Source organism: Ewingella americana ATCC 33852 (genome assembly GCF_000735345.1).
Taxonomy (GTDB): Bacteria; Pseudomonadota; Gammaproteobacteria; order Enterobacterales; family Enterobacteriaceae; genus Ewingella; species Ewingella americana.
Map to the genome: position 1 here is coordinate 271778 of NZ_JMPJ01000017.1, position 23834 is coordinate 295611.

General features: G+C 53.8%; 18 protein-coding genes and 1 pseudogene. All 19 read left to right on the forward strand.

Features of this window, described 5'->3' with window-relative positions:
- The first annotated feature begins 429 nt into the window (after positions 1-429).
- The gene (leuO, locus tag GEAM_RS01280) at positions 430-1371 is read left to right on the forward strand and encodes a transcriptional regulator LeuO (RefSeq protein WP_051899365.1); all 942 of its coding nucleotides are present in this window, start codon (positions 430-432) and stop codon (positions 1369-1371) included.
- A gap of 356 nt (positions 1372-1727) precedes the next feature.
- Positions 1728-3525 (forward strand): annotated as a pseudogene (locus GEAM_RS01285) (AMP-dependent synthetase/ligase).
- A 452-nt stretch (positions 3526-3977) separates the two neighbouring features.
- The gene (gene ilvI, locus GEAM_RS01290; RefSeq protein ID WP_034787145.1) at positions 3978-5696 is read left to right on the forward strand and encodes an acetolactate synthase 3 large subunit; all 1719 of its coding nucleotides are present in this window, start codon (positions 3978-3980) and stop codon (positions 5694-5696) included.
- 2 nt (positions 5697-5698) lie between these two features.
- A complete protein-coding gene (ilvN, locus tag GEAM_RS01295) occupies positions 5699-6190 on the forward strand; it encodes an acetolactate synthase small subunit (RefSeq protein ID WP_034787147.1) in 492 nt (163 codons plus the stop codon).
- A 333-nt stretch (positions 6191-6523) separates the two neighbouring features.
- Positions 6524-7528, forward strand: coding sequence for a catabolite repressor/activator (gene cra, locus GEAM_RS01300; protein ID WP_034787149.1), 1005 nt, complete (start codon positions 6524-6526; stop codon positions 7526-7528).
- Positions 7529-8233: 705 nt separating this feature from the next.
- A complete protein-coding gene (gene mraZ, locus GEAM_RS01305) occupies positions 8234-8692 on the forward strand; it encodes a division/cell wall cluster transcriptional repressor MraZ (protein WP_034787151.1) in 459 nt (152 codons plus the stop codon).
- A 2-nt stretch (positions 8693-8694) separates the two neighbouring features.
- Complete coding sequence (gene rsmH / locus GEAM_RS01310; RefSeq protein WP_034787152.1) at positions 8695-9636, forward strand: 16S rRNA (cytosine(1402)-N(4))-methyltransferase RsmH; 942 nt, start codon at positions 8695-8697, stop codon at positions 9634-9636.
- Positions 9633-9953: a cell division protein FtsL gene (ftsL, locus tag GEAM_RS01315; protein WP_034787154.1), complete on the forward strand. Its 321-nt coding sequence runs from the start codon at positions 9633-9635 to the stop codon at positions 9951-9953. Before rsmH ends, ftsL begins: the two co-directional genes overlap by 4 nt.
- A gap of 27 nt (positions 9954-9980) precedes the next feature.
- Positions 9981-11744: a peptidoglycan glycosyltransferase FtsI gene (locus GEAM_RS01320; protein WP_034787156.1), complete on the forward strand. Its 1764-nt coding sequence runs from the start codon at positions 9981-9983 to the stop codon at positions 11742-11744.
- Entirely contained in the window at positions 11731-13218 is a 1488-nt protein-coding gene (gene murE / locus GEAM_RS01325) for a UDP-N-acetylmuramoyl-L-alanyl-D-glutamate--2,6-diaminopimelate ligase (RefSeq protein WP_034787160.1), read from the forward strand. The genes GEAM_RS01320 and murE overlap by 14 nt, the downstream gene beginning before the upstream one ends.
- Complete coding sequence (gene murF, locus GEAM_RS01330) at positions 13215-14576, forward strand: UDP-N-acetylmuramoyl-tripeptide--D-alanyl-D-alanine ligase (RefSeq protein WP_034787162.1); 1362 nt, start codon at positions 13215-13217, stop codon at positions 14574-14576. The genes murE and murF overlap by 4 nt, the downstream gene beginning before the upstream one ends.
- Entirely contained in the window at positions 14570-15652 is a 1083-nt protein-coding gene (gene mraY / locus GEAM_RS01335) for a phospho-N-acetylmuramoyl-pentapeptide-transferase (RefSeq protein WP_034787164.1), read from the forward strand. Before murF ends, mraY begins: the two co-directional genes overlap by 7 nt.
- A 2-nt stretch (positions 15653-15654) precedes the next feature.
- Positions 15655-16971 (forward strand): UDP-N-acetylmuramoyl-L-alanine--D-glutamate ligase, encoded by a 1317-nt coding sequence (gene murD, locus GEAM_RS01340; RefSeq protein WP_034787166.1) that lies wholly within the window; start codon positions 15655-15657, stop codon positions 16969-16971.
- Positions 16971-18173: a cell division protein FtsW gene (ftsW, locus tag GEAM_RS01345; RefSeq protein WP_034787167.1), complete on the forward strand. Its 1203-nt coding sequence runs from the start codon at positions 16971-16973 to the stop codon at positions 18171-18173. The genes murD and ftsW overlap by 1 nt, the downstream gene beginning before the upstream one ends.
- Positions 18170-19237 carry an undecaprenyldiphospho-muramoylpentapeptide beta-N-acetylglucosaminyltransferase gene (gene murG / locus GEAM_RS01350; protein WP_034787170.1) on the forward strand — a complete coding sequence of 356 codons (1068 nt, stop codon included), beginning with the start codon at positions 18170-18172 and terminating at the stop codon, positions 19235-19237. The genes ftsW and murG overlap by 4 nt, the downstream gene beginning before the upstream one ends.
- A gap of 78 nt (positions 19238-19315) precedes the next feature.
- Entirely contained in the window at positions 19316-20791 is a 1476-nt protein-coding gene (gene murC, locus GEAM_RS01355) for a UDP-N-acetylmuramate--L-alanine ligase (RefSeq protein ID WP_034787321.1), read from the forward strand.
- Entirely contained in the window at positions 20784-21704 is a 921-nt protein-coding gene (locus GEAM_RS01360) for a D-alanine--D-alanine ligase (protein WP_034787172.1), read from the forward strand. The genes murC and GEAM_RS01360 overlap by 8 nt, the downstream gene beginning before the upstream one ends.
- A gap of 1 nt (position 21705) precedes the next feature.
- On the forward strand, positions 21706-22545 hold the full coding sequence (ftsQ, locus tag GEAM_RS01365) for a cell division protein FtsQ (RefSeq protein ID WP_034787176.1): 840 nt from the start codon (positions 21706-21708) through the stop codon (positions 22543-22545).
- Positions 22542-23798: a cell division protein FtsA gene (ftsA, locus tag GEAM_RS01370; RefSeq protein WP_034787178.1), complete on the forward strand. Its 1257-nt coding sequence runs from the start codon at positions 22542-22544 to the stop codon at positions 23796-23798. The genes ftsQ and ftsA overlap by 4 nt, the downstream gene beginning before the upstream one ends.
- The last annotated feature ends 36 nt before the right edge of the window (positions 23799-23834 follow it).

Consider the following 23834-nt stretch of genomic DNA (forward strand, 5'->3'; position numbering starts at 1 on the left):
ATAGATGAGATTGGATCTCATTTGGTGAAAAGTTCTGCTAAAGACTTATTGGCTGAAGTAATCGATTTTTGCGGATGGTTGGTCAGTTAAAAGATAACTATTGCTGTTTGTCAGCCTCAAAATAGCGCGTTTTAGCCATATTTTAATTTAAAATCAAAGTGTTGTAGGTTGTTGCGTATTACTTAATTAATAATTCTATTTTCGTATGTTGTGAGGGTATCCATTTTGTAGTTTTATATGATTCGATTTTAGTAATGAACGAAATAAATTAATTCATTTTTAATATCAATTTAGTCTGCATAAGGTCTCGGCATTTTATAATTACCCCCTTATAAAGACGGCCATTATATCATCCACACTCTTGCTAATAAGTCCTGCTTATCTGGCAGGGTTATATTGATTTTATTTTTACATTACCCCGGGGGAATTATGAAAACGCATTTAATTGACGCGCAGCAAGATACCACCAATGCCGCAGGAAGTTTGCGCAATGTCGATCTCAATTTACTCACCGTTTTTGATGCGGTGATGCAATTACAAAATATTACCCGCGCTTCTGAATTATTAGGAATGTCACAGCCCGCGGTAAGTAATGCGGTATCGCGTTTAAAGATTATGTTTAACGATGATTTGTTTGTGCGCTATGGGAGAGGGATTCAACCTACCACCCGCGCAAAACAACTTTTCGGTCCTATTCGCCAAGCATTGCAGATTGTGATGAATGAGTTGCCGGGCGCAGGTTTTGATGCCAGAACCAGTATCCGCCAATTTAACGTGGCGCTCTGTAGCCCGCTGGACATCAGGCTTACGGCCAATATCCTCAATACTGTTGGCAATACCTCTTCTTCAGTAGGGATCAAATTCCAGAGCATTATCCCTGATAATATTGAGCATCAGCTGCGTTATCAAAATATCGAATTTGTTATTGGTTATCGTCGCTTTGAGGGCAGTGATTTTTGCAATCAGGAATTATTTACTGACGAACTGGTATTAGTTTGCGCACAGAATCACCCGCGAATTAGCCCACACATGCCTGACGAAAAATATCTCGATGAACAGCATGCAGTTGTGATGCCTGATCGTCACTCTTTCTATCTGCCTTATTATGATTCTGCTGAAATACAGCCGTTAATTGCGTTTCAGGGTACAGACCTTAATAGCGTGATGAATGTGGTATCCCGCACGCAAATGGTGGCTTTAGTGCCAAACTGGTTAGCACAGGCCAACGCGGGAATATTAAATCTGGATATTATTCCAGTTCCTTGGTTGAAAAATAAACTGCCTTGCTATCTTTCCTGGCATGAGTCCTCCAGCAAGGATAAAGGGAATATGTGGTTAAAATCTCTTTTAGAAGAGAGCGCAAGCCTTTAACCCCAGAAGAAGTACCGTTTTAAGGGGGAATTGGGTTGCCACGTTTTATTTCAAAAATCGCGGTTGCCTCCCCCTCAAAACCAGATGGAATAACTGGTTTTGTTTTTTATTGTGGTTTTTTACTCTGCTTTATATGTTGCGCTTGTTGTCGTTTTTTGTGCGGCGGAATTCGTAACATTTTCTTTCATCGCTTTTGGTCATTTCTCATTTCCCTGCCATTCTTGAATAATAATTTGTTTTAACTGCCGGCTAACCCTCGGTAGACTGCACAAATTGTTAATAACGGTAAGCAATCTTTATGCCTCTTTTGTGGCCATTGCCGCTTGCTGTCTCTTCACCTTTCAGGTTTGCGGGTTATGACGACAACTCTTACTGACTTCCATCTGGTTACACGCTTTCAACATCAACTTTTAACCCAGCCTGACAACACCGCGTTTCGGGAATGGTCGCCGGAAAAAAGAGAGTTCACTCACTTGGCGCGAAGCTGGCGAAAAGATTGACCGACTTGCCAGCATCTTGCTGCGTCTGGGCGTCGAGGTTCAAGAGCGCGTCGCACTGTGCGGCAGCAACGCCATGACGTGGACGCTGGCCGATTTAGCGCTGCTGCACATTCGCGCCATCACGGTGCCGCTGTATGCCACCAATACGCCAGCGCAGTCGGCCTATGTCATTAATGATGCGGGTATTCGCATTTTATTCGTGCTCGAACAAAGTCAGTTCGACGCCGCGCTGGCTTTGCAGGCGCTTTGCCCGCAGCTTGAGCACATTTTGGTGCTGGATGACTCAGTAAACCTGCGCGACGCGCTCATTGCCCGTCATGTTAATTGGCTTGAAACGCCCGACCCGACTTCAGGCGCGGGCCTTGCGCAGCGCCTTGAGCAGCGAAGCCTTGAGGATCTGTTCACCCTGATTTATACCTCGGGCACTACCGGCGAGCCGAAAGGGGTGATGCTCGATTACCTCAGCATTGCCACCCAGTTACAACAGCACGACCACCGCCTGACACTGACTCGCGACGATATCTCGCTCTGTTTCCTGCCGCTGGCCCATGTGTTTGAACGCGCATGGAGCTTCTATGTGATGCACAGCGGCGCGCAGATTGTCTTCCTGCGCCAGACGGATTTGGTCCGCGAGGCGCTGTCTGCTGTCAAACCAACAGTGATGTGCGCCGTGCCTCGCTTCTATGAAAAGGTGTTTAGCGCCATTAATCAGAGCGTGGCTCACGCAAGTCTTATCAAGAAGAAGCTGTTTCACTGGGCGATGGCGCAGGGAAAAGAGAAATTTCTCGCCGCCAGAAATCGCGAATCGCAGTCATGGTGGCAGAAAAGTCAGTTCGCGCTGGCCGATAAACTGGTGTTGAGCAAGCTGCGCGGCCTGCTCGGCGGCAATGTGCGCTTCCTGCCTGCCGCCGGGGCAAGCTTGGATGACAACGTGATTCTGTTTTTCGAGTCAATTGGGCTGAAAATCAAATATGGTTACGGCCTGACGGAAACCAGTGCCACGGTGAGTTGCTGGGAGGAGCAGGATTTCCTGTTTGGCTCAGTCGGCACGGCGCTGCCGAAGGTGGAGATTCGCATTGGCGAAGAGAATGAGATTCAAGTTCGCGGGCCGACGCTGCTGCGCGGCTACTTTAATAAGCCAGAAGAGACGGCGGCCAGCTTTACTGCCGATGGCTGGTTCAAAACCGGCGACGCGGGGAAAATGGATGAGCAGGGCAACCTGTTTGTTACCGAGCGGCTAAAAGATCTGATGAAAACCTCGGGCGGCAAGTACATTGCGCCACAGCGTATTGAGGGGACTTTGGTGCAAGATCGCTACATTGAGCAGGCGGCGGTGATTGCCGATGCCAAGCACTTTGTCTCTGCGCTGATCGTTCCCGACTTCAACGCGCTGAGTGAATATGCTCAGGCCCATCACATCGATTACTTCAATCGCGAAGGTTTGTTGAAAAACGAGCAGATCCTGTCGCTGTTCACTTATCGCGTTCGGCAGATCCAGCACGAGTTGGCAAGTTATGAGCAGGTGAAGAAGTTCGCGCTGCTGACCACGCCTTTCACCATGGAGGCCGGAGAACTTACCCCAACGCTGAAAATTCGCCGCAAAATTATCGCCGAGCGCTACAAGAAAGAGATCGACGCCTTCTATTGTGACTAATCTCACATTTTTGGCCCGCAGCGCGCTTTGCTTCGGGCCGCTTAATTTTTGTATCTGTTCAAATCGGCCGTTTTTAGGTCAATTCCCACCCAGTGGAACAAGAATATTGTCATAATTTAATGCTGTAATTTATTCCCCCTTCCTGATATTCCTGAGTAGTAACCTTCTTTGTGCAGTGTTTTGTCTCGCACTAGATGAGGCCAGCAGCGCGACACAAAATAGCGGCCCCGTCAGCGGCATTTTGCCGTTTGCTTGACCTAAATTCAGGCGCTAAGGTATTGAGTTACATTTACGTCATAAGATAAGAACAGCAGGGCTAAGCCCTCTTACCCGGACGATGGAAATGAATTCCATTTTCCTTTGAGTTGTTTATTCACCGGGCAGCTCTCTTATAAAAAGACTCTTATTAAAATAAGTCATCCTATAGAAACAAAAAGCCTGGAGGCAAAACCATGGAGATGTTGTCAGGAGCCGAGATGGTCGTCCGGTCGTTGATCGATCAGGGCGTTAAACACGTATTCGGTTATCCCGGCGGAGCGGTGTTGGATATCTATGATGCCCTGCACACGGTCGGCGGGATTGATCATGTGCTAGTCAGACACGAGCAGGGCGCTGTTCATATGGCGGATGGTTATGCACGTGCAACGGGTGACGTTGGCGTGGTGCTCGTGACCTCTGGCCCCGGCGCAACCAATGCCATTACCGGTATTGCGACTGCTTATATGGATTCCATTCCGCTGGTGGTGTTATCAGGCCAGGTTCACAGTTCGCTGATTGGCTATGACGCTTTTCAGGAATGCGACATGGTGGGGATCTCCCGCCCGATAGTGAAACATAGCTTCCTGGTGAAGCACGCAGAAGATATTCCGACGGTATTGAAGAAGGCGTTTTACCTCGCTTCTACTGGCCGCCCCGGTCCGGTAGTGGTTGATTTGCCGAAAGATGTCGTCAACCCGCAGGTGAAATTGCCGTATTCCTACCCTGAGCAAATCACCATGCGTTCTTACAACCCGACGGTGCAAGGCCACCGTGGGCAGATTAAACGCGCGCTGCAAACCCTGCTGGCGGCGAAAAAGCCGGTGCTGTATGTGGGTGGCGGTGCGATTAACTCTGAATGTAGTGCCGAGCTGTTAGAGCTGGCCGAAAAGCTCAACCTGCCGGTGACCAGCTCACTGATGGGCCTTGGTGCCTTCCCAGGTACTCACCGCCAAAGCGTGGGCATGCTGGGGATGCACGGCACTTACGAAGCCAATATGACCATGCACAATGCCGACCTTATCTTCGGCGTGGGTGTGCGCTTTGATGACCGTACCACCAACAATTTGGCGAAGTACTGCCCGAACGCCACCATCATGCATATCGATATCGACCCGACGTCTATCTCGAAGACGGTGAGCGCGGATATCCCTATCGTGGGTGATGCCAAACAGACGCTGGAGCAGATGCTGGAATTGCTGGCGCAAAGCGATGAGAAACAAGAGTACGACGCGCTGCGCGACTGGTGGCAGAGCATCGAGCAGTGGCGCGCCAAAGATTGCCTCGGCTACGACAAAAACAGCGGCACGATCAAGCCTCAGGCAGTGATCGAAACCCTGCATCGTTTGACCAAGGGCGACGCCTACGTGACGTCAGACGTTGGCCAGCACCAGATGTTTGCCGCGCTCTATTATCAGTTTGATAAACCGCGCCGCTGGATCAACTCCGGTGGTCTGGGCACCATGGGCTTCGGCCTGCCTGCGGCGCTGGGCGTTAAGCTCGGCCTGCCAGAAGAGACCGTTATCTGCGTGACCGGCGACGGCAGTATCCAGATGAACATTCAGGAGCTGTCTACCGCACTGCAATACGACCTGCCGGTGATTGTGGTTAACCTGAACAACGGTTACCTCGGCATGGTGAAACAGTGGCAGGACATGATTTACTCCGGCCGCCATTCCCAGTCCTACATGCAGTCTCTGCCTGACTTCGTCAAACTCGCCGAGGCCTATGGCCACGTGGGTATTGCGATCCGCAGCGCAGATGAGCTGGAGAGCAAATTGCAGCAGGCATTGGATCAGAAAAACCGTCTGGTATTCGTGGATATCAGCGTGGATGAAACAGAACACGTTTACCCGATGCACATCCGTGGCGGTGCGATGGACGAAATGTGGTTAAGCAAAACGGAGAGGACCTAATCATGCGCCGGATTTTATCAGTATTGCTCGAAAACGAATCAGGCGCTTTGTCACGCGTCGTCGGCCTGTTCTCTCAGCGCGGCTACAACATTGAAAGCCTGACCGTAGCGCCGACTGACGACCCAACGCTGTCGCGCATGACTATCCAGACCGTGGGCGATGCCAAGGTGCTGGAGCAGATTGAAAAGCAGCTGCATAAGCTGGTCGACGTTCTGCGCGTCAACGAGCTGGTGCAGGGCGCGCACGTTGAGCGCGAAATCATGCTGGTTAAGCTGCAAGCCTCTGGCTACGGGCGTGAAGAGGTGAAACGTTCCACCGAAATCTTCCGCGGTCAGATTGTTGACGTCACGGCAACCCTCTACACCGTGCAGTTAGCAGGGACCAGTGACAAGCTGGACGCCTTCCTGGCGACCGTGCGTGAAGTGGCGGAAATCGTCGAAGTCGCGCGTTCTGGCGTGGTTGGCGTCTCTCGCGGTGACAAAGTGATGCGTTAATCCTTGATATCATTGGCAGCTAATGCGGCCCGATGATTCAGGTTCTGCTCAGAAGCCCAACTCCGGTTGGGCTTTTATTTTGTCTTGAATCCCAAGACTGATCGCTTGCCCGCTTTCCACCCTCAGGTGAAGCGATTCGGTAAAACACCTTGCTCAACAGGGTCTTCTGCGGTTAGATAAAGACAAGTTTATTTAATCATTTCGTCATTGATGTCGCTTTCACTCGGCGGCTGAATTGCCAACGGACAGCAGTCATTGCCTCGCCAAGCTTAAAACAGGCCATTCCAAGGCGTGCTGCACTTCACTTAATGAGTAATGTAAGGGGTTTTCTCGGTGAAACTGGATGAAATCGCGCGGTTAGCGGGCGTTTCGCGTACCACTGCCAGTTATGTCATTAACGGCAAAGCGAAACAGTATCGTGTCAGCGATAAGACAGTTGAAAAAGTCATGGCTGTCGTGAAGGAACATAACTACCACCCTAACGCCGTCGCCGCTGGGCTGCGCGCGGGCCGAACCCGTTCGATTGGTTTGGTGATCCCCGATCTGGAAAATACCAGCTACACCAAAATTGCTAACTACCTCGAGCGTCAGGCTCGCCAGCGTGGCTACCAGTTGCTGATCGCCTGCTCTGAAGACCAGCCGGATAACGAAATGCGCTGCGTGGAGCATCTGCTTCAGCGTCAGGTAGATGCCATTATCATCTCCACTTCTCTGCCGCCGGAGCACCCGTTCTACCAGCGTTGGGCCAATGATGATTTCCCGATCATCGCCCTCGACCGCGCCCTCGATCCGGAACATTTTATCAGCGTAGTGGGTGCCGATCAGGAAGACGCCTTCACGCTGGCACAGGAGTTGCGCGCCTTTCCGGCTGAATCGGTTCTCTATCTCGGCGCGCTGCCGGAGCTTTCCGTCAGCTTCCTGCGTGAGCAGGGTTTCCGTCAGGCGTGGGCCGACGATGCCCGCGAGCCGCAGTATCTGTATGCCAATGCTTATGATCGCGAGTCGGCGGCGCTGGCCTTTGCCGAATGGTTGAAGACTCATCCGATGCCGCAGGCGCTGTTCACCACCTCGTTCCAGCTATTGCAGGGCGTTATGGATGTCACGCTGAAGCGGGAAGGGCGCTTGCCGATGGACTTAGCCATTGCCACTTTTGGTGATAACGAGCTGCTCGACTTCTTAGATTGCCCGGTGCTGGCCGTGGCGCAGCGCCACCGCGACGTGGCCGAGCGCGTGCTGGAACTGGTTCTGGCATGCCTTGATGAGCCGAAAAAACCGAAAGCCGGTTTGACTCGCATTCGCCGCAACCTGTTCCGTCGTGGACGTTTGAGCAGAAAATAGCCTTAAATGCGGGTTTACGTCCGTTAAACCCGCGTCTTACTTACCCCCGTCACTCTTCTCAGAAAATCAGGCTGTGGTCTTCTGTGGCTAAAATGCTGCGTAAAAACGAGTCCATAATGTTCAAATGGGTATTTTGGGAGATTTCTTACGCATTGAATTATTAGCAAATGTTTAGCTGCCTTTTTCCTCTGATATAAACCGCTAAATCAATTTTTAAATACGTTAATACTGGCGATAAAAGTGCTGTAGAATTCACGCCTTAATTTTCTTGGCCGATTTTCATTTTAATTTGTAAAGGCCGGAAAGTTGGACAAAAGCTTGCTGCATGCGGGCTGGCAACATGAGCAGTAATGTTTTAGCAGTGATCATCTAAAAAGGAGCCAAGATTCTCTTTTTGAAGATGGAGAGGTTAAGAACTGAGAGATCGATAGCAGAAGAATATAAATAGTTAAATAATGTTCAATTTGGTTTTTTTTAATCATCATTATTTTTACTAAGAAATTTCCTCAACTAATCATGACTTTATTTCCTATTCCGCTACTAAAAATCCTTACTCCCCTGCGATAAGGCTCCTCGACGCCCGCGAAATAATGCCAAACCGCCTCTGCTCTGGCTTGACAAGGTTTTAATACCATCCGTAAACTCTTTTATGTGGGAATTTGTGGAGGAAAGTGGTGAAAAGGGTCATAGAGGGGTAGATCGGTCATGTTTCGTGGCGCGACGATGGTTAACCTCGACAGCAAAGGGCGACTTGCCGTACCCACCCGATATCGGGATTTGCTGAGCGAAGAATCGCAAGGTCAAATGGTATGCACCATAGACCTCCATCACCCATGCCTCCTCCTTTACACCCTGCCCGAATGGGAAGTTATCGAACAAAAATTGTCCCGTCTGTCGAGTATGAACCCCGTCGAGCGCCGTATTCAGCGCCTGCTGTTGGGCCATGCAAGTGAATGTCAGATGGATAACGCTGGGCGACTGTTGATTGCAACCACATTGCGCCAACACGCCGGGCTTGCCAAAGAAGTGATGCTGGTTGGGCAGTTCAATAAGTTTGAACTGTGGGATGAACAGACCTGGTATCAACAAGTTAAGGAAGACATTGACGCTGAACAGTCGTCTCAGGAACCGCTTTCTGACCGATTACAGGACTTGTCACTATAAGCATGGTTGAAAATTTTAAGCACACATCCGTTTTGCTGGATGAGGCCGTAAACGGCCTGAACATTCGTGAGAACGGAATTTACATTGATGGAACTTTTGGCCGTGGTGGCCATTCGCGCCTGATTCTGTCCCAACTTGGGCCGGACGGACGCCTGCTCGCTATCGATAGAGACCCACAGGCAATTAAAGCCGCTGAAGCTATTCAAGACTCACGTTTCTCAATCATTCATGGCCCGTTTTCCGACTTAGCGACTTACGTCAAAGACCGCGGTCTTGAAGGCAAGATCGACGGCGTACTGTTGGATTTAGGTGTTTCCTCCCCGCAGTTGGACGACGCCGAGCGCGGTTTCTCCTTCATGCGTGACGGGCCGCTGGACATGCGTATGGACCCAACGCGTGGCTATTCCGCCGCTGAATGGCTGATGAAAGCGGAAGAAGAAGACATTACCTGGGTGTTGAAAACCTTTGGTGAAGAGCGTTTTGCGAAGCGTATCGCCCGCGCCATTGTTGAGCGCAACCGCGAACAGCCGATGACCCGCACCAAAGAGTTGGCGGATTTGATTGCTAACGCTTCGCCATTCCGTGAGAAGCACAAGCATCCGGCCACCCGCAGCTTCCAGGCGATCCGTATTTACATCAACAGTGAGTTAGAAGAGATCGAACGCGCACTCGACGGCGCGCTGGAGATCTTAGCAACCGACGGTCGTTTGTCGGTGATCAGCTTCCACTCGCTGGAAGATCGCATCGTGAAACGCTTTATTCGCCAGCACAGCCGTGGCGCACAGGTTCCAGCGGGTATCCCGATGACCGAAGCGCAGATTTCCGAGCTGGGTGGCCGCTCACTGAAGTCCATCGGCAAGATGATGCCGTCGGACGCTGAAGTGTCGGAAAACCCACGTGCGCGTAGCTCCGTGCTGCGCTTTGCTGCGAGAACCGCATCGTGATTGGCAACGAGCGTCATGGACTGGTTGGCGTCATTGCCGGAGATATTCTGCGCAATGGCAAGATCCCGATGCTGTTGCTGATTGCCGTGTTGGTCAGCGCCATATTTGTTGTCACCACTTCTCACAAAACGCGCTTATTGACCGCGCAGAGAGAGCAGTTGGTATTGGAAAGAGATGCGCTGGACATTGAGTGGCGCAACTTGATTTTGGAAGAGAATGCCCTCGGCGATCATAGCCGGGTGGAACGCATCGCAACGGAGAAATTGCAGATGCAGCACGTTGATCCATCACAAGAAAATATCGTGGTTCAACCTTAAAACGCTTATGGAGAAGACTCGCAAAAGATGAAAGCAGCGCGCAAAACGAAGTTAAAACGTCCTGAAGATCAAGCCAGCTTTATCAGCTGGCGTTTTGCGTTGCTGTGCGGATGTATTCTTCTGGCCCTGCTGGGTCTGATGCTGCGAGTGGCTTTCTTGCAGGTCATCAGCCCCGACAAGCTGGTTAAAGAGGGCGATCTGCGCTCTCTGCGAGTGCAAACCATCGAAACTTCCCGTGGCATGATTACCGACCGCGCCGGACGCCCTCTGGCGGTTAGCGTGCCGGTCAATGCTATCTGGGCCGATCCTAAAGAGATTAACGATCACGGCGGGATCACCGTCGATACGCGCTGGAAAGCGCTCGCCGACGCCCTGAACATCCCCCTCGACCAACTCTCCACTCGAATCAACGCCAACCCTAAAGGCCGCTTTGTCTATCTGGCGCGTCAGGTGAATCCCTCGATTGGCGAGTACATCCACAAGCTAAAACTGCCCGGCATCTCCCTGCGCCAAGAATCCCGCCGTTACTATCCTGCAGGGCAGGTGACTGCTCATGTGATTGGCGTGACCAATATCGACAGCCAAGGCATTGAAGGCGTTGAGAAGAGCTTCGACCGCTGGCTCACCGGCAAGCCGGGCGAGCGGACTATCCGTAAAGACCGTTTTGGCCGCGTGATTGAAGATATTTCCTCCGTAGACAGTCAGGCGGCGCACAACCTCGCACTGAGCATCGACGAACGTTTGCAGGCGCTGGTTTACCGCGAACTGACTAACGCCGTGGCTTTCAACAAAGCGGAATCAGGCACTGCGGTGCTGGTGGATGTGCAGACTGGCGAAGTATTGGCGATGGCTAACAGCCCGTCTTACAACCCAAACAATTTGCCGGATACGCCGAAAGAAGCCATGCGTAACCGTGCTATCACGGACATCTTCGAGCCGGGTTCCACCGTCAAACCTATGGTGGTGATGACCGCGCTCAAAAACGGTGTGGTGAAAGAGAACAGCGTTCTTAATACCTTGCCGTACTACGTTAATGGTCACGAAATCAAAGACGTGGCCCGATACCCTGAGCTGTCAGTGACGGGTGTCTTACAGAAGTCGAGTAACGTCGGTGTATCAAAAATGGCGTTAGCGATGCCGTCCGCAGAGCTGGTAGATACTTACTCGCGATTCGGATTGGGAAAACCGACCAATTTGGGGCTGGTTGGAGAAAGCAGTGGCTTATACCCTAAAAAACAACGGTGGTCTGACATAGAGAGGGCCACCTTCTCTTTCGGCTACGGGCTAATGGTGACTCCACTTCAATTAGCGCGTGTCTATGCAACGATTGGCAGCTTGGGCGTTTATCGCCCTTTGTCGATCACTAAGGTTGATCCTCCTGTATCGGGTGAACGCGTTTTCCCTGAACCTCTGGTGCGTAAAGTGGTTCACATGATGGAAAGCGTTGCACTGCCGGGCGGTGGCGGCGTTAAAGCTGCTATCAAGGGCTACCGTATCGCGATTAAAACCGGTACGGCGAAGAAGGTTGGCCCGGACGGCAAATACGTCAACCGCTATATCGCTTACACCGCCGGCGTTGCGCCAGCGAGTAATCCGCGTTTTGCATTGGTCGTGGTTATTAACGACCCGCAGGGCGGTAAATACTATGGCGGTGCGATTTCAGCACCGGTGTTTGGGGCGATTATGGGTGGCGTATTGCGCACCATGAACATTGAGCCTGACGCGCTAACCGTCAGCGAAAATGACGACATAGTTAACAATCAAAAAGAGGCTTCAGGTGGCAGATCGTAATTTGCGCGACCTACTAGCGCCCTGGGTGAGTGATGCCCCAGACGTAGCGCTGAAAGAACTGGTTTTAGACAGCCGCGTGGCGGCTGCCGGAGACTTGTTCGTCGCGATTTCAGGCCATAGCAACGACGGGCGTCGTTTTATCCCACAGGCAATCGCGCAAGGCGTGGCTGCTGTGGTGGCCGAAGCTAAAGGTGAACAGGAGCATGGCGCGGTATCCCAGATGCATGGTGTGCCGGTTATCTACCTGAATGACCTGAATTTATTGCTGTCCGAAATGGCCGGGCGTTTCTACGCCGAGCCAGGCAAATCCCTGCGCTTAGTCGGCGTGACCGGCACCAACGGCAAAACCACCACCACCCAGTTACTGGCGCAGTGGGCGCAGTTGCTGGGCGAAACCAGTGCCGTGATGGGCACAGTCGGCAACGGTTTACTGAATAACGTGGTTCCGGCGGAAAACACCACCGGCTCTGCGGTACAGGTTCAACACGTGTTGGCTGACTTAGTGAAGCAGGGCGCGAGCTTCGCCGCGATGGAAGTCTCTTCCCACGGTCTGGTTCAGCATCGCGTTGCCGCGCTGCCGTTCGCCGCTGCCGCCTTTACTAACCTGAGCCGTGACCATCTGGACTACCACGGCGACATGCAAAGCTATGAAGAAGCCAAATGGCTGCTGTTTGCATCGCATCAGGTTGGGCAGAAAATCATTAATGCTGACGACGAAGTGGGTCTGCGCTGGCTGCAAAAGTCACCGGACGCCATTGCCGTCACGATGGAAGATAAGATCCCAGCTGACTGGAAAGGGCGTTGGTTAGCGGCTCGCAGCGTGAATTACCACGACGGCGGCGCAAGCGTGAATATCGATTCCAGCTGGGGTGAAGGTCTGATTGAAAGCCGTCTGATGGGCGCATTCAACGTCAGCAACCTGCTGGTGGCCTTGGCCACTCTGCTCTCCCTCGATTATCCGCTGAAAGACCTGCTGGCAACCTCTGCTCAGTTGCAGCCGGTTTGCGGCCGTATGGAAGTGTTTAATGCGCCGGGCAAGCCGACGGTAGTGGTGGATTACGCCCACACGCCGGATGCTCTGGAGAAAGCGTTAGCCGCGGCGCGCCTGCACTGCAAAGGCCAGCTGTGGTGTGTCTTCGGCTGTGGCGGCGACCGCGACAAAGGTAAGCGCCCACTTATGGGTGGCATTGCCGAGCAGTACGCCGACCGCGTAATTGTGACTGACGATAACCCGCGTAGCGAAGAGCCGCGCGCCATCGTGGCCGATATCCTTGCCGGGCTGCTCGACGCGGGCCGTGCATTAGAGATTCATGGCCGCGCCGAAGCCGTCACTAGCGCCATCATGCAAGCCGCAGAAGATGACGTAGTGCTGATTGCTGGTAAAGGCCACGAGGATTATCAACTGGTGGGTAATCAGCGTCTGGACTACTCGGATCGCACCACCGCAGCCCGCTTACTGGGGGTAGTCGCATGATCCGCGTTTCCCTTCAGGCTCTGGCTAACGAACTCAATGCTGAGTTGATCGGCGCGGACGCGCAGATTGACGCCGTGGTGACCGACACCCGCAAAATTGAGTCTGGCTGCCTGTTCGTCGCCCTCAAGGGCGAAAAATTTGATGCTCACGACTTCGCTGCTGATGCCATTGCAGCCGGAGCGGGGGCATTGCTGGTAAGTAAGCGCTTACCGGTGGAAGTGCCACAACTGGTGGTTGCCGACACTCGCATCGCGCTTGGCCGTCTCGGCGCGTGGGTTCGCCAGCAGGTTCCAGCCCGCGTGGTTGGCCTGACCGGCTCCTCCGGCAAGACCTCGGTGAAAGAGATGACCGCGGCGATTTTGCGCCAGTGCGGCAACGTGCTCTACACCGCAGGCAACTTCAATAACGACATCGGCGTGCCATTAACCCTGCTGCGCCTGACCGCCGAACACGATTTCGCCGTGATCGAAATGGGCGCTAACCACGGCGGTGAAATTGCTTACACCACCGATTTAGTGCGTCCTGAGACTGCTCTGGTCAACAACCTTGCCGCTGCTCACCTTGAAGGTTTCGGCTCACTGGCGGGCGTTGCTCAGGCCAAGGGTGAAATTTTCGAAGGCTTGCCAGCCAATGGCGTCGCCATTCTTAATGCCGACAGCAACGACTGGCCGCACTGGCAGCGCCATCTGAATAACAAAACCGTCTGGCGCTTCTCACCAGAAACTGGCGAAGACATCGATTTCTTTGCATCAGACGTGCAGATAAGCCCGTTGAAAACCGCCTTTACTCTGCATGCGCCACAAGGCGTGGTGGAAGTCTCTCTGCCGCTGCCGGGGCGTCACAACATTGCTAATGCGCTGGCCGCTGCGGCCTTGGCTCTCTCCGTTGGCGCGACGTTAGACAATGTTCGCCAAGGGCTGTCCACTTTACAAGCCGTGCCGGGGCGTCTGTTCCCAATCGCTCTGAGCGAAGGCAAAACGCTGCTCGATGACAGCTACAACGCTAACGTGGGTTCTATGACTGCCGCCGCGCAGACGCTGGCTGAAATGCCGGGTTATCGCGTGATGGCCGTGGGCGACATGGGCGAGCTGGGTGCAGAGAGTGAGAATTGCCACCGCGAAGTGGGTGAAGCCATCCGCGAAGCAGGCATCGATAAAGTTTTCAGCGTGGGTACCGCCAGTAAAACCATCAGCGACGTGAGTGGCTGTGGCGAACATCTGCAAGATAAGTCAGCCCTGACGGCCCGTTTAACGAGCTTACTGTCAGAACACGCGGTCATCACCGTCTTAATTAAGGGTTCACGTAGTGCCGCCATGGAGCAGGTAGTACGGGCGTTACAGGAGAATGCAACATGCTAGTTTGGCTGGCCGAACATTTGGTCAAATATTATTCCGGCTTCAACGTCTTTTCATATCTGACGTTTCGCGCCATCGTCAGCCTGCTGACCGCATTATTCCTCTCCTTGTGGATGGGGCCTCGCGTGATTGCCCGTCTGCAAAAAATGTCTTTCGGGCAGGTCGTGCGTAACGATGGCCCAGAGTCGCACTTCAGTAAGCGCGGCACGCCAACCATGGGCGGTTTGATGATCCTGACCTCCATCACCATTTCGGTGCTGATGTGGGCCTACCCGTCTAACCCATACGTCTGGTGCGTGCTGTTCGTACTGGTCGGCTACGGCATCGTCGGCTTTGTCGATGACTACCGCAAAGTGGTGCGCAAAGACACTAAAGGCTTGATTGCTCGCTGGAAATACTTCTGGCAGTCCGTCATTGCCTTGGCCGTGGCCTTCACCATGTACGCGATTGGCAAAGACACACCGGCTACCGAACTGGTTGTGCCGTTCTTCAAAGACATCATGCCGCAGCTCGGCCTGCTTTACATCTTGCTGAGCTACTTCGTGATTGTCGGCACCAGTAACGCCGTTAACCTGACTGACGGCCTCGATGGTTTAGCCATCATGCCAACCGTGTTTGTTGCCGCAGGCTTTGCGCTGGTGGCATGGGCGACGGGCAACATGAACTTCGCTAACTATCTGCACATTCCTTATCTGCGTCACGCGGGTGAGCTGGTGATTGTCTGTACCGCCATCGTCGGCGCGGGTCTGGGCTTCTTATGGTTCAACACCTACCCGGCTCAGGTCTTCATGGGCGACGTGGGTTCACTGGCACTGGGTGGCGCGCTTGGCACCATCGCCGTACTGCTGCGCCAAGAGTTCTTACTGGTGATCATGGGCGGGGTGTTTGTGGTTGAAACTCTGTCGGTCATCTTGCAGGTAGGTTCCTTTAAGTTACGTGGGCAGCGCATCTTCCGCATGGCGCCGATTCACCACCATTACGAACTTAAAGGCTGGCCAGAACCACGCGTTATCGTGCGCTTCTGGATTATTTCGCTGATGCTGGTGCTGATTGGCCTAGCGACGCTGAAGGTACGGTAATTATGGCTGACTATCAGGGTAAAAAAGTGGTCATTATCGGGCTGGGCCTTACCGGGCTCTCCTGTGTTGATTTCTTTATGGCGCGCGGCGTGACGCCTCGCGTTATAGATACCCGCGTCAGCCCGCCGGGCTTAGATAAGCTGGCGGACAGCGTAGAGCGCCACCTTGGCTCACTGCATGAAGATTGGCTGTTAAATGCTGACCTGATTGTGGCAAGTCCGGGCATGGCACTGGCCACCCCTGCACTGAGCGCGGCGATTGATGCCGGTGTCGAAGTGGTGGGTGATATCGAGCTGTTCTGCCGTGAAGCGCAGGCACCGATTGTGGCTATCACCGGCTCGAACGGTAAGAGCACGGTGACGGCGCTGGTGGGCGAAATGGCCAAGGCCGCGGGCTGGAAAGTCGGCGTCGGCGGCAATATCGGTTTGCCAGCTCTGAGCATGCTGGGGCAGGACTATCAGCTGTTTGTGCTGGAACTGTCTAGCTTCCAGCTGGAAACCACTTACAGCTTGCAGGCTGCCGCTGCCACCATCCTCAACGTGACCGAAGACCATATGGATCGCTATCCGTTTGGTTTGCAGCAGTATCGCGGCGCGAAGCTGAAAGTCTATGAAAACGCCAAGCTGTGCGTGGTGAATGCCGATGACGCGCTGACCATGCCCATTCGCGGCGCTGACAGCCGCTGTGTGAGCTTCGGCGTTGACGTCGGTGATTACCACCTCACGCGCCAGCAGAATGACATCTGGCTGCGCGTGCGCGGCGAACGCGTGTTGAATACCAAAGAGATGCCGCTCACTGGGCGTCATAACTATACCAATGCCTTGGCCGCGCTGGCCTTGGCTGATGCAGTTGGCGTGCCGCAATCATCCAGTTTGCAAGCACTAACCCACTTCACCGGCCTTGCCCATCGCTTCCAAGTGGCATGGCAGCATAACGGCGTACGCTGGATTAACGATTCCAAAGCGACCAACGTCGGCAGCACAGAAGCTGCGCTGAATGGGCTTGAAGTGGAAGGCACCCTGCACCTGCTGTTGGGCGGTGACGGCAAGTCAGCCGACTTCTCGCCGCTGGCGCGTTATCTGCAAGGCGACAACATCCGCGTCTACTGCTTTGGCCGTGACGGTGCGGAGCTGGCTGAGCTGCGCCCTGAAGTGTCCAGCACCTTCGACACCATGGAGCAGGCGATGCGCCACATCAGCGGGCAAGTCTCTGCTGGCGACATGGTGCTGCTGTCACCGGCATGTGCCAGCCTCGACCAGTTCCGCAATTTTGAGCAGCGCGGCGACCTGTTTGCTGCTCTCGCGAAGGAGCTTGGCTGATGCGTATTCCTGGGTTGAGCCTCGCGGGCAAATTTAATGACTGGGTGATGGGGTCGAAAGAGAACGACGCTACCACGCTGGTGCTGTACGACCGAACGCTGCTGTGGCTGACCTTTGGTCTGGCGATTATCGGCTTCGTGATGGTGACCTCGGCTTCCATGCCAATTGGTCAGCGTCTGGCTGATGACCCGTTCCTGTTCGCCAAGCGTGATGCGATTTACCTCGGTCTGGCTTTCGGCCTATCTCTGGTCACGCTGCGGGTGCCGATGATTGTCTGGCAGAAGTACAGCAATATCCTGCTGCTGATCTCCATTGTCATGCTGCTGGTGGTGCTGGTGGTGGGTAGCTCGGTCAACGGGGCATCGCGCTGGATTTCATTCGGTCCGCTGCGTATTCAGCCTGCGGAGTTCTCCAAGCTGTCGCTGTTCTGCTATCTCGCCAGCTATCTGGTGCGCAAGGTTGATGAGGTGCGAAGCAACTTCTGGGGCTTCTGTAAGCCAATGGGCGTGATGGTTATTCTTGCCGTCCTGCTGCTGGCCCAGCCCGACTTGGGTACCGTGGTTGTACTGTTTATCACTACCCTTGCCATGCTGTTCTTGGCGGGGGCGAAGATGTGGCAGTTCTTGGCGATTATCGGCTCCGGCGCCTTCGCGGTGGTACTGCTTATCGTGGCAGAACCGTACCGTATGCGACGCGTAACGTCGTTCTGGAATCCATGGGCCGATCCGTTCGGCAGTGGCTACCAATTAACCCAGTCACTGATGGCTTTTGGCCGGGGTGAATTTTGGGGCCAAGGTTTAGGTAACTCCGTACAAAAGCTGGAGTATTTGCCGGAAGCACATACCGACTTTATCTTCTCCATTTTAGGAGAGGAGTTAGGGTATTTCGGTGTGGTTTTAGCGTTGTTAATGGTATTCTTCGTCGCTTTTCGCGCGATGTCGATTGGCCGTCGCGCTTTAGAGATCGATCAGCGTTTTTCAGGCTTTTTATCTTGCTCCATCGGCGTGTGGTTTAGCTTCCAGGCACTTGTAAACGTCGGGGCCGCAGCGGGTATGCTGCCGACCAAAGGTTTGACCTTGCCGCTGATCAGTTACGGTGGTTCGAGCTTGCTGATTATGTCCACGGCAATCGTGTTGTTGTTACGTGTAGATTTTGAAACGCGTCTGGCGAAAGCGCAGGCGTTTGTAAGGAGTGCCCGATGAGTGGCAAGACCAAGCGTTTAATGGTGATGGCAGGCGGTACCGGCGGACACGTTTTCCCGGGACTGGCGGTTGCACATCATTTGATGGCGCAAGGCTGGGAAGTGCGCTGGTTAGGCACTGCCGACCGCATGGAAGCCGACTTAGTGCCTAAAAACGGCATCGAGATTGATTTCATTCAGATCTCCGGATTACGTGGGAAAGGTCTGAAAGCGCAACTCACTGCGCCACTTCGCATATATCATGCGTGGCGTCAGGCGAAAACCATCATGCGTCGTTTTCAGCCAGACGTGGTTCTGGGCATGGGCGGTTACGTCTCTGGCCCCGGCGGTTTGGCCGCGTGGTCTTGCGGTATCCCCGTGGTGCTGCACGAGCAAAATGGTATCGCCGGGCTGACTAACCGCTGGTTGTCGCGCATTGCCAAGAAAGTATTACAGGCGTTTCCGGGTGCATTCCCGAATGCTGACGTCGTAGGCAACCCGGTGCGGACTGACGTGCTGGCGCTGCCAATGCCGGAAGAGCGTCTAGCTGGCCGTCAGGGTCCGATTCGCGTGTTAGTGGTGGGTGGCAGTCAGGGCGCGCGCGTGCTGAACCAAACCATGCCGGAACTGGCCGCGCTGCTGGGCGATAAAATCACCCTGTGGCATCAGGTGGGCAAGGGCGCACTGGACTCTGTCGTGCAGGCTTATGACCAAGTCGGCCAGACCCAGCATAAAATCACCGAGTTTATCGATGATATGGCCGAAGCCTACGCGTGGGCTGACGTGGTGGTATGTCGCTCCGGCGCATTGACCGTCAGTGAGATCGCCGCAGCAGGCTTGCCCGCGATTTTCGTGCCGTTCCAGCACAAAGACCGTCAGCAGTATTGGAACGCGCTGCCACTGGAGAAAGCCGGTGCAGCCAAAATTATCGAACAGGCGAATTTCAGCGCCGCTGCGGTGGCTGATGCGATGTCTGGCTGGGACAGAACCCATTTGCTGGAAATGGCTCGCGCCGCGCGTGCGGTAGCCATTCCCGACGCCACTGAGCGCGTCGCCGCAGAAGTGGTTGCCGCCAGCAAAAAATGAATATGAACGGGCCGTTGTTAACGCGGTCCGAGCCGTAAGTAACGGATTAATCAGTAACTGGAAATAGTGAAGAAAAACGTGAATACACAACAATTGGCGAAACTACGTACCTTCGTGCCCGAGATGCATCGCGTTCGGCACATTCACTTTGTCGGCATCGGTGGTGCTGGCATGGGTGGTATCGCCGAAGTGTTGGCAAATGAAGGCTATCAGATTAGCGGTTCAGACTTGGCACCTAATGCGGTGACCCAACAACTGACCGAACTGGGCGCGCAGATTTACTTTAATCACCGCCCGGAAAACGTGTTGGACGCCAGCGTGGTGGTGGTATCGACGGCTATTTCCGCCGACAACCCAGAGATTGTTGCCGCGCGCGAAGCCCGTATCCCAGTGATTCGCCGCGCTGAAATGCTGGCCGAATTGATGCGTTTCCGCCACGGCATTGCCGTCGCCGGGACTCACGGCAAGACCACGACCACCGCGATGGTCACCAGTATTTATGCCGAAGCCGGGCTGGACCCGACTTTCGTTAACGGCGGTTTGGTGAAAGCCGCAGGCACTCACGCACGACTGGGTTCCAGCCGTTTCCTGATTGCCGAAGCAGATGAAAGCGACGCGTCTTTCCTGCATTTGCAGCCGATGGTGGCGATTGTAACCAACATCGAAGCGGACCATATGGACACTTATCAGGGCGACTTCGAGAACCTGAAACAGACGTTCATCAACTTCCTGCACAACTTGCCGTTCTACGGGCGCGCGGTGATGTGTGTTGATGACCCGGTGATCCGCGAGCTGCTGCCACGCGTTGGCCGCCATATTACGACTTACGGTTTTAGCGAAGACGCTGACGTCTTTATCGAAAGCTATCACCAAGAAGGCGCTCAAGGGCACTTCACCATTCGTCGCCAAGATAAGCCATTGATTAGCGTGACGCTCAATGCACCGGGCCGCCACAATGCCTTGAACGCCGCCGCAGCCGTTGCCGTCGCGACAGAAGAGGGTATTGAAGACGAAGCCATTTTGCGCGCGTTAGCCGGATTCCAAGGCACGGGCCGCCGCTTCGACTTCCTCGGCGAGTACTCGCTGGAGAACGTGAATGCCAAAAGCGGTAGCGCGATGCTGGTGGACGACTACGGTCACCACCCAACGGAAGTTGATGCCACCATTAAAGCAGCACGCGCGGGCTGGCCGAATAAGCGTCTGGTGATGATTTTCCAGCCGCACCGCTATACCCGTACTCGCGACCTGTATGACGATTTCGCCAATGTGCTGTCGCAGGTCGACGTGCTGATCATGCTCGACGTTTACCCGGCTGGCGAAGCGCCAATTCCGGGAGCAGACAGCCGCTCGCTGTGCCGCACCATTCGTGCTCGCGGCAAGCTGGACCCGATTTTGGTGTCTGATATTGATGCCGTACCAGAAAATCTGTCACAAATCCTTGAAGGCGGCGATCTGGTGATGGTGCAGGGCGCCGGTAACATCGGCAAAGTTGCCCGCAAATTGGCTGATCAAAAATTACAGCCGGTGAAAAAAGGGGATGAACATCATGGCTAATAAAGTTGCGGTTTTATTTGGTGGTACTTCCGCAGAGCGCGATGTGTCCCTTAACTCTGGCGCAGCCGTACTGGCTGGGCTGAAAGAAGCCGGCATCGATGCTCACGGCGTCGATACCAAAACGTTTTCTGTCACTCGCCTGAAAGACGAAGGTTTTGACCGCGTCTTTATCGCGCTCCACGGGCGCGGCGGTGAAGATGGCACGCTGCAAGGCCTGTTGGAACAAGTTGGCCTGCCTTATACCGGCAGCGGCGTGATGGCTTCGGCCTTAACCATGGACAAGTTCCGCACCAAGCTGGTGTGGCAAGCCTTGGGCTTACCGGTCGCTCCTTTCGTTGCGCTGAATAAAAAACAGCTTGGCGAAGTAGGGCAGGGCGCTTTGGCCGAGAAAATCGCAGGCTTAGGTTTGCCGCTGATTGTTAAGCCAAGCCGCGAAGGTTCTAGCGTTGGCATGAGCAAAGTCACTTCCGCCGAGCAGTTGCTGCCCGCGTTAGAAGAGGGCTTCCGCCATGACGAAGACGTGCTGATCGAGAAGTGGTTGAGTGGACCTGAGTACACGGTGGCGATTCTGGGTGACCAAGTGATGCCTTCGATTCGCATCCAGCCAGCCGGTGTTTTCTATGACTATCAGGCCAAGTATCTGTCTGACGAAACACAATATTTTTGCCCGAGCGGCTTGAGCAGCGAGCAAGAAGAGCAGCTTTCAGAACTGGCGTTACAGGCTTACCGCGCGCTCGATTGCAGCGGCTGGGGCCGGGTTGACGTAATGCAAGACGCCGATGGCAGCTTCAACCTGTTGGAAGTGAACACTTCTCCGGGTATGACCAGCCACAGTCTGGTGCCGATGGCGGCGAAACAGTTCGGCTTGAGCTTCTCGCAGCTGGTAGTCCGTATTCTGGAGCTGGCCGACTGATATGTCTCAAGCGGCCCTGAATGCACGAGAGCGCGCGACAGCTGAAAACAAAGGCGGTCGTCGCAGTAATGGTGGGCAATTAGCAGGAATCATCTTCCTGCTGATGGTGCTAGGTACCGTTTTATGGAGCGCGTGGGCAGTTATTGGCTGGATGCAGGACGCAAACCGTTTGCCTCTGTCCCAGTTGGTGGTTACTGGCGAACGCCACTACACCACTAACGATGATATTCGTCAGGCGATTCTGGCCTTGGGTGCGCCAGGAACGTTCATGACGCAGGATGTGAACGTCATTCAGCAGCAGATTGAGCGTTTACCCTGGATAAAACAGGTCAGCGTACGCAAGCAATGGCCGAATGAGTTGAAGATTCATCTGGTGGAGTATGTGCCGGTCGCACATTGGAATGATTTGCATATGGTCGATGCCGACGGCAAACCATTCAGCATACCCGCCGAGCGAGTAGTCAAACAGAAGATGCCGTTGCTTTATGGTCCGGAAGGCAGCGAACAGGATGTTTTGCAAGGTTATCAATCGATGAGCCAGACGCTTTCAGCGGCCAAGTTCACCGTGAAATCTGTGGCAATGAGTGCTCGTCACTCTTGGCAAGTGACTCTGGATAGCGACATCCGGCTGGAGCTGGGAAGAGATGACCGTATGGGGCGTTTACAGCGTTTCATCGACCTTTATCCGAAGCTTCAGCAGCAGGCCGAAACCGATAAAAAACGCATCAGTTATGTCGATTTACGTTACGACACCGGTGCATCGGTCGGCTGGGCTCCAGAGTTTATCGATCAGCAAAACAGTAATCAGCAACAGAATCAGGCACAGGCTAAACAACAATGATCAAGTCGACGGACAGAAAACTGGTAGTTGGGCTGGAGATCGGTACGGCGAAAGTCGCCGCATTGGTAGGGGAAGTTCTGCCCGATGGCATGGTCAATATTATCGGTGTAGGAAGCTGCCCGTCACGCGGCATGGATAAAGGCGGCGTGAACGACCTGGAATCAGTGGTGAAATGCGTACAGCGCGCCATCGATCAGGCCGAATTAATGGCGGATTGCCAAATTTCTTCGGTTTACCTTGCTTTGTCTGGTAAACATATCAGTTGTCAGAATGAAATAGGGATGGTTCCTATTTCAGAAGAAGAAGTAACGCAGGAAGATGTAGAGAACGTGGTACATACCGCTAAGTCGGTCCGCGTTCGCGATGAGCATCGCGTGTTGCACGTGATCCCGCAAGAATATGCCATCGACTATCAGGAAGGGATTAAGAATCCGGTAGGGCTTTCAGGTGTGAGAATGCAAGCAAAAGTGCATTTAATAACCTGTCACAATGATATGGCGAAGAATATTGTCAAAGCCGTCGAACGTTGTGGACTGAAAGTTGACCAACTGATCTTCGCCGGTCTGGCGGCAAGCTATGCCGTGTTGACCGAAGATGAGCGTGAATTGGGCGTTTGCGTCGTGGATATCGGCGGTGGCACCATGGATATCGCGGTTTATACCGGCGGCGCGCTGCGTCATACTAAGGTTATTCCTTATGCGGGTAACGTGGTCACCAGCGATATCGCCTACGCCTTCGGTACACCACCGACTGACGCAGAAGCCATTAAAGTACGCCACGGATGCGCGTTGGGTTCAATTGTTGGCAAAGACGAAAATGTCGAAGTGCCAAGCGTAGGCGGACGCCCGCCACGTAGCTTGCAGCGCCAGACGCTGGCAGAAGTGATTGAACCGCGTTACACGGAATTGCTGAATTTAGTAAATGATGAAATTTTACAATTGCAGGAGCAATTACGTCAGCAAGGCGTAAAACATCATCTGGCCGCTGGCATAGTTCTTACAGGCGGTGCAGCACAAATTGATGGTCTGGCAGCCTGTGCGCAGCGGGTATTCCATACCCAGGTGCGTATCGGACAACCGCTGAACATCACCGGGCTGACAGATTATGCGCAGGAACCTTACTACTCAACGGCTGTAGGGCTACTGCACTACGGGAAAGAGTCTCACCTAAGTGGTGAGGCTGAAGTGGAAAAACGCGCCTCAGTGGGCAGCTGGTTCAAGAGAATCAGTAGCTGGTTGAGAAAAGAGTTTTAATGTTTTAAAAACGGGATCATGCTGTTAGCAATTGCG